Source organism: Cryobacterium sp. Y29, assembly GCF_002929825.1.
Lineage (GTDB): Bacteria > Actinomycetota > Actinomycetes > Actinomycetales > Microbacteriaceae > Cryobacterium.
The window spans coordinates 1-6,293 of sequence record NZ_PJJN01000010.1 but is presented as its reverse complement, the minus strand read 5'-3'; the positions used below and the strand labels follow the sequence as shown (position 1 = coordinate 6,293).

The window sequence follows — 6,293 nt, the reverse complement described above, 5'->3', positions numbered from 1 at the left end:
TGATGATTCCTGATTCTCGCCCTACGTCAAACGGCGGACTTGCTGTTAGCTACTGGCCTCACCCAACCCTGGCACGTAGGGGGCCGCCAGCTGAGGCTGCCTCCAAGACACAATGATTCAAGTGGTCGTCAAGAAAGGCAAAGACCACGGATTGGAAAGCGTTTGTCGAGGCCGAAATTTGCGTGAGGATGTCGATGCAGTATTTCTCCTCCGTGACCATTCCCTGGATGCCGCGAGTCTGTCCTTCGATGCGCCGCAGGCGCCTCCGGTAGACGTTCTTATTGGAGATATAGCCGTGTGGCCAACTATGTGCTGTGCCCGTTACGTCGGTGCTTTCGTTCGTGATCTTCTCGTTCCTTTCGCGTGGGCGCTGGCATGCGCAGTAGGTATCCGCCCCACCCATGCATTAGGCATATACCCCCCGGTGGTATATTTATGGAAGCGAGAAAGCGAGGCTCAGCTCTGCGTCTGGCGAAGGTCATCGAGATCGGATACAGCTGTGGACTCGTGGAGAGCACATGTGTGCGCGTCGATGACGGTTCGTGCAGAGTTGAAGTTCACGCACCCGAAAGACGGCAAGATCTACAACAACAGCCATGGAACTTCGCTTGATGTTTGAGCAGACTACGTTGTCCTAACCTCGGGGTAGCCATGATTAATTCGGTCATTCGGCATGCCCTGCTTACACCTTGGGTGAGCTCGTCGCGGGGAGCAGGTTGCGTCCGCATCAGCGACGGGACGGTTGTCTCGCCAAAGCCCGCCTCGCCCCGGGATGCACGCGCATTGGTCCGGCCGTATGACTTCTACAGAAGCACAATCTCATATGTGTCAGGCACGGTTGAGTCCGGTGATCGCTGTTGTACGGGTGTGAGGGCCGGTTCTTGGCTGAAATGCGCGAAATCTGAATGTGCCCTGCGGCAGCGTGACCGTGGACTCTACCAAAACGCTGTGTTTTGGGGTCTGACCCGTTCCCGCGAGGGGAGTTGAGGGTGACACTTGCACGCATGACGAGCATGACGAGCATGACGAGCATGACGAGCATGTCCCGGGCTGCGCTGGTGAGCGGCGCTTTTGTTGAACTAGCTGATGCTCTTGTCGGAGAGTATGACGTGCTCGATCTGTTGCGCACCTTGGTCGATCAATGTGTTGTGTTGCTTGACGCCAGCGCAGCGGGCATACTTCTGGCCGACTCTCACGGCAACTTGCAGGTCCTGGCGTCTACCAGTGAGGAGAGCCACGTCGTTGAGGTCTTGCAGCGCGAAGCCGGAGCAGGTCCTTGCGTTGACGCGTATCGGTCCGGGAACGTTGTGACGTTGAGCGACATCGAAGCGGAGGAAGGTCGGTACCCTGATTTTCGGGTCGCTGCGCTATCTCAGGGTTTTCATTCCGTTCATGCCATTCCGCTGCGTTTTCGCCCGCATACCATCGGTGCTTTGAGTCTGTTCCGACGGGACAAAGGGGTGTTGAGCGATGAAGACGCCATCATCGGGCAGGCGTTGGCTGATGTGGCGAGCATTAGTCTCCTGCACGAACGCGCGGCTCGGGAGAGTGCGACGGTAAACGAACAACTCCAGCGTGCGCTAAACAGTCGGGTCTTCATCGAGCAGGCCAAGGGTGTCATCGCCGAGCGCAACAGCATCAATATGGACGAGGCATTCATTCGCCTTCGAGAACATGCTCGTTCGCATCAGGAACCGATGCATACCAGTGCCGCCAATGTCATTAACAGCCGCATCATGCTCTAGTGAGCTGCCGCGGACCTATCGGTCCCCGTTCACCGACCAGATGACTATGCCGCCCTATCGGAGACGCCGCGCAGCGCCCAGCCGGTAATGATCGTTTGCGCTCGACGAGCGCGCACCGTTGATTTTTACCGCTTTAGACCGGTTAGAACAGCGATATGCCACAGCGTGTGCGTCACTTCACGCCTGCCGACGTCGAGGCTGCGTTGGCAGCTCGAACGCGGGCGCTGATTACGACGATCGCCCAGCGCACCAGCGCAATGACCATTTAGGCTGGATTACTCAGGCTAAAGCTCCTGAGACTGCTCACACCGGATCGCTCAGATATTCGATGAACTTTTTCGCGGCGGTGTCTATATAAATATGCCTTACGTTCCGCGCGTAAGAACGAGCCGTGAGTTCGGCGCCCAGCAGCGTCGTCTGGCTGATCCCTCCGAAAATCGACGATGGCGTGCTGGCCGACGCTCATTGAGCGTCGCTTTCGGTTACATAAGCGACGTCGGACACAACGTTGAGACATAAGAAGCGCTCCACGCTCCCGCCGACCGGCACCTCTGGCTCACGGAACGATCCGGCCCGGCCCTGCACCCAAGCGATGACGCCCACTATGCCGGAGCCGGCCGCAATAGTGCGCGCGGCGGTGGCTCGGCGAGAATCTGCAGCCCATGAGCCGAGTTGGCTGATAGCAACAGTATTTCGATCCAGTCGCGGTTGACCACCGGGCTCTTACTGCCGAAGTACTTAAAGGCAAGAGAAATACCCGGATGCACCCAGACAGCACTGCGGCCTGCCCCAACGAAAGAGTCGTTACGCCACGAGAAGTAGAACGCTTCCCCGCGTCGCAGCTTGGTTCCGATCACGATCTGAATATGCGCGAGCAACCGATCCTCGAAATCGACGGTGACACTCGAATCATACGTAAATTTGCCCAAGATCCTGCCCTTGATCGGTCATCGTCATTGACAAGCGCAAGCCGAATCGCGAGAACTAAAAATTTCTTCCCCAGGCGTTCGTATTAATGCACTGGGTTATCCGATGATAACGAGACAAACTCAGCAAGACCTCCAAATAGGAGCGTTTTCGCCCCAATTTTGGGCTTACTTTTTCCGGGTTGACGTGCTGGCCAGCCGATCCTGATGTCAGGCGCGTGCTTAGCGGTCACATCGCACTTTGAGGCCCATCCGCGCATCATGAAAAGACACCGCGAACGCCTCTGAGATACTTGGCACGAATTTGCAGTCGATTCTTGTCGACCTGATCGCGCTGCATATGCAGGTCGATGAAATCGTCTGAGCAATCGGCTGAATGCTTTCGGCCCTTGACCTGCAGCCCGACGGACGCATTGAAACCGTCGCCGTGACCATGTATTTGCTGAGCTTTTTCGCCGGCGAGGTTCTCACCACGGACGCGGTCAACTTCATCACGGAACGCCTGAACCTCGTCGAGGCACCGTGCGGGCCGTGCATGATGACGTCGACGAGGGAGATCCCACCAGCGCGGATATTTTGCACCTTTTCATCGAGAAGTTGGAGCAGTACGCCTGGATGATCAGCGCTGAGAATCGGCACCTGCAAGCGGCAGCGCTGAACTAAGCCCAGACCGCGACGGCTTCGATCTCAACGACCTGATCCGTGCTGTGACCAAGGACGACGACTGTCCGAAGCGTGGTCGGTGCTTCATCCTTCCTCAGCGCCTCGCAAACGAATGCCTAAGCGGCCGGGGGTCCCTCTGATAAGAAGATGTGGCGAGAACGCGGGCGCGCAGAAGACCCTCCGGTCTTGCTCTGCGCGCCCCGCTTCCTGGGCGAAGAAGAAGACCACTTTTTTCAAAACGCCCTGTCCATTTGACCCTGATGCACTGGTTACGGGTGATGTGGTCGCGACAGAGTTCGCGCTCGCACCACAGTAGCCAAGCTTCAGCCTCTGCCCGACTTCCAGCCCGGTCAAGCTAATCCGTTGTCCCATTGTGCTGGGGCCGCTGTTATCGGGTTGTTCGTGATGGTATCTACTGCGTCCTCGGGTCCAACCCGATATTGAACCATCATGTCGTGATCCTCATGCACGGTGTTGTGACAGTGAATCATGTACCGGCCACGATGTGGCCCGAACTTCATCAGGAGCTTCACGTTTTCATTCTCGCCGACGTAGACAACGTCTTTCGGACCCTTCTCATATGCGAATGGAGCCCGACCGTTCCGGCTGAGAATTTGAAAGTCGATCAGGTGTAGGTGCATGGGGTGAAACCAGCCGCCGGCGTTGTTGGCAAATTCCCAGACCTCTACCGAGTTCAGTTCTGGATTCGCCAGCACTTCACGGAAGTTGCTGGCAACGACTTGCTCCCACGTGCTGCCGTTCACGGTCCACAAACCGTTATTGCGGTTGACCCGGAAGGAGCGCTGAACCGTCGCTGCGGAAGGCTTGAGCGACATGACCTCGCAGGGGGCCAGTTGCACGGGAATCGTATTCCAGGTGGGATCGTTCGTGTTCACCGTGTCCGGAACGACGTCAAAAGCCATAATCGAATTCGTGAACTCGTAGTCGACATTGTTTTTGTTAGACAGGTTGCGCAGCTCGATCCGCTGGCCCGGTGTGTATTTACGGAAATCGATGAGGATTTCATAGCGTTCGGCCGGTGCGTGGCGCCAGCTCGCCACGGACTGGGATACCGGCATCAGCCCGCCGTCGGTGGCGACCATCGTCACAGGATCACCCGTGCTGAGGGTCGGACGCAGTGATCGGGAAAGGCAGGCGTTGAGGACGCGGAACCGGTAAACGCGCTTCTTGACTTTCATGACCGGCCACGGCCTGCCGTTGACCATGATCACATCGCCCCAGAGCCCGGAGTGGTCATTACTGTCATAACCAAGTGATCCGTCGACTGCGAACATGGCGTCATTGATGGTCAGGGCGACGTCGAATTCTCCCTGGGGAAGGAGCGCCCGTTCAAGCGGATCATGCATGTGATACTGCGCGACTAGGCCGGAGTAGACGTTGAGCGCGGTGTTATGCACCGCATGATCGTGGTACCACACGGAGCGGGCCGCTTGAAAATTCGGGTACAAGTAGTCCTTGCGAAATCCCGGATTCGTAATGTCGTTTGCGTAGCCGTCGTATTGTGGCAGCGAGGCCGATCCATGCAGGTGCGTGGATGTGAAGAGCGGGTGACCGTCGAGCGGGTGCTTGGCGGGTAACTGATTACGCACGCGCACCACAGCCTTCGTCCCCTGATCGACGCTGATGGTGGGGCCAGGAAAAATACCGTTATACCCAAGAATTGGCGTCTTTAATCGGGGAAGAATAGCAGCGCTGGCCGCCACCTCCGCGACGGTGTAATACTGGACGGGCGCCCCGTCAACGGGATCAATACCCGTTCGATCCGGGCGCAATATGGGCGCCTGAACGAATGGTGTTTGAAAGGGCCTGGGCAATTCACTTGGATCAAGAGCGCTCGCGGCTCCTGCTTCCGCCTTCCGCAGGGGGAGTGTCAACAAACCCACTCCCACCGCGCCTGCACCACCTAATAATAAAACTTGTCGCCGTGAAATAGTCATGCTGCTAATCCTTTTATATGCTGTTGGATTAGGCACGGTATAACGCATCGCGGCGGGTGGATATGGATCTTTTCTTACAGAAGTGTGACGTCTGGATCCGGGGGAAAATCAGGAATTATGGCTGTTATCTGGTGCCAAGGCAATAGCTTCATCATGAAATTCAGATGAACAGGTGGCTCGGATAGTTTCGCCCTGTGCGGCGGTCTGCCTGACCGGGGACGACCGTGGTGCCGTGGGAATAGCTAGGCCCAAACCCTCGATCGAGTACTGCCGAGCGGCAAATTTCAGGCCTTGAGGCTCCAGCGCCGTCACCCCGATGACCACCCGCACCCGGTGGATTACCGGGGAATCTTTCCACGCAACTCCGCTGCAGGCTCGGCCAGCATCCAACCGTGACCCACCAATGAGTCCACGTCGATAATGCGCGCCACGCCCCCATCAGCAGTGACCACAGATACTCCCAGCGGCGTGCGGAGCTCCGTCCTGCTGATGGAGAGAACAATGACCACTGCGACTCCGAGCAGCAAGAGAAGAAACGAACTTACTGCCACCAACCGGCCCCGGTGCTATCAACGCCGACCGAGAAGAGAACCAGTATTGCCAATAGTTTCAAGTGGTCAATGCAACGATTGCATAACATTACGACCGTATCGCCCAGGAATTCAGAATTTGTTACATAGTTTGTCAGACGGTCTGCGTGGTGCAAACANGACGTGAATTAATCCTGTTCCGCGGATGCTGAAACCGTGGCTTCTTAGTCGCAGTGGTCATTGACGTTATCTCGACAGCTATGTGACCGATTTCTTGTCTATCAATTGTCTTGACATCTCCCATTGAGATCGCATAGATTTTAAGCGCTGCCCTGGACCTTGTCAGTGGATTCACTCACCACGTCTAGGGAGTCCCTTGTCTACACTTATTATTCGATCGTTCGGGCCCGCATCGTGACCGACGCTGAGACGGAGCCGCGTTCTCCGGAAAGCAGTATCGGCGGTCATCTG

Annotated in this window: 5 protein-coding genes; 2 read left to right on the top strand and 3 right to left on the bottom strand. The window is 56.8% G+C overall.

What is annotated here, in order from left to right:
* Positions 1–58: 58 nt before the first annotated feature.
* Positions 59–403, bottom strand: a complete 345-nt coding sequence (locus CXY74_RS00105) for a metal-sensitive transcriptional regulator (protein ID WP_104198541.1) — start codon at positions 401–403, stop codon at positions 59–61.
* A 601-nt stretch (positions 404–1,004) separates the two neighbouring features.
* Between CXY74_RS00105 and CXY74_RS00100 the strand changes: the two genes are divergently transcribed.
* The gene (locus CXY74_RS00100) at positions 1,005–1,745 is read left to right on the top strand and encodes a GAF and ANTAR domain-containing protein (RefSeq protein ID WP_370446104.1); all 741 of its coding nucleotides are present in this window, start codon (positions 1,005–1,007) and stop codon (positions 1,743–1,745) included.
* Positions 1,746–2,347: 602 nt separating this feature from the next.
* On the opposite strand, the gene CXY74_RS00090 is transcribed toward CXY74_RS00100, so the two are convergent.
* Complete coding sequence (locus CXY74_RS00090; protein WP_104198540.1) at positions 2,348–2,674, bottom strand: ATP-dependent DNA ligase; 327 nt, start codon at positions 2,672–2,674, stop codon at positions 2,348–2,350.
* A gap of 528 nt (positions 2,675–3,202) precedes the next feature.
* Here CXY74_RS00090 and CXY74_RS18140 point away from each other — a divergent pair.
* The gene (locus CXY74_RS18140; protein WP_255409499.1) at positions 3,203–3,334 is read left to right on the top strand and encodes a hypothetical protein; all 132 of its coding nucleotides are present in this window, start codon (positions 3,203–3,205) and stop codon (positions 3,332–3,334) included.
* Between the two features lie 350 nt (positions 3,335–3,684).
* On the opposite strand, the gene CXY74_RS00080 is transcribed toward CXY74_RS18140, so the two are convergent.
* On the bottom strand, positions 3,685–5,292 hold the full coding sequence (locus tag CXY74_RS00080; protein WP_104198539.1) for a multicopper oxidase family protein: 1,608 nt from the start codon (positions 5,290–5,292) through the stop codon (positions 3,685–3,687).
* Between the last annotated feature and the right edge of the window lie 1,001 nt (positions 5,293–6,293).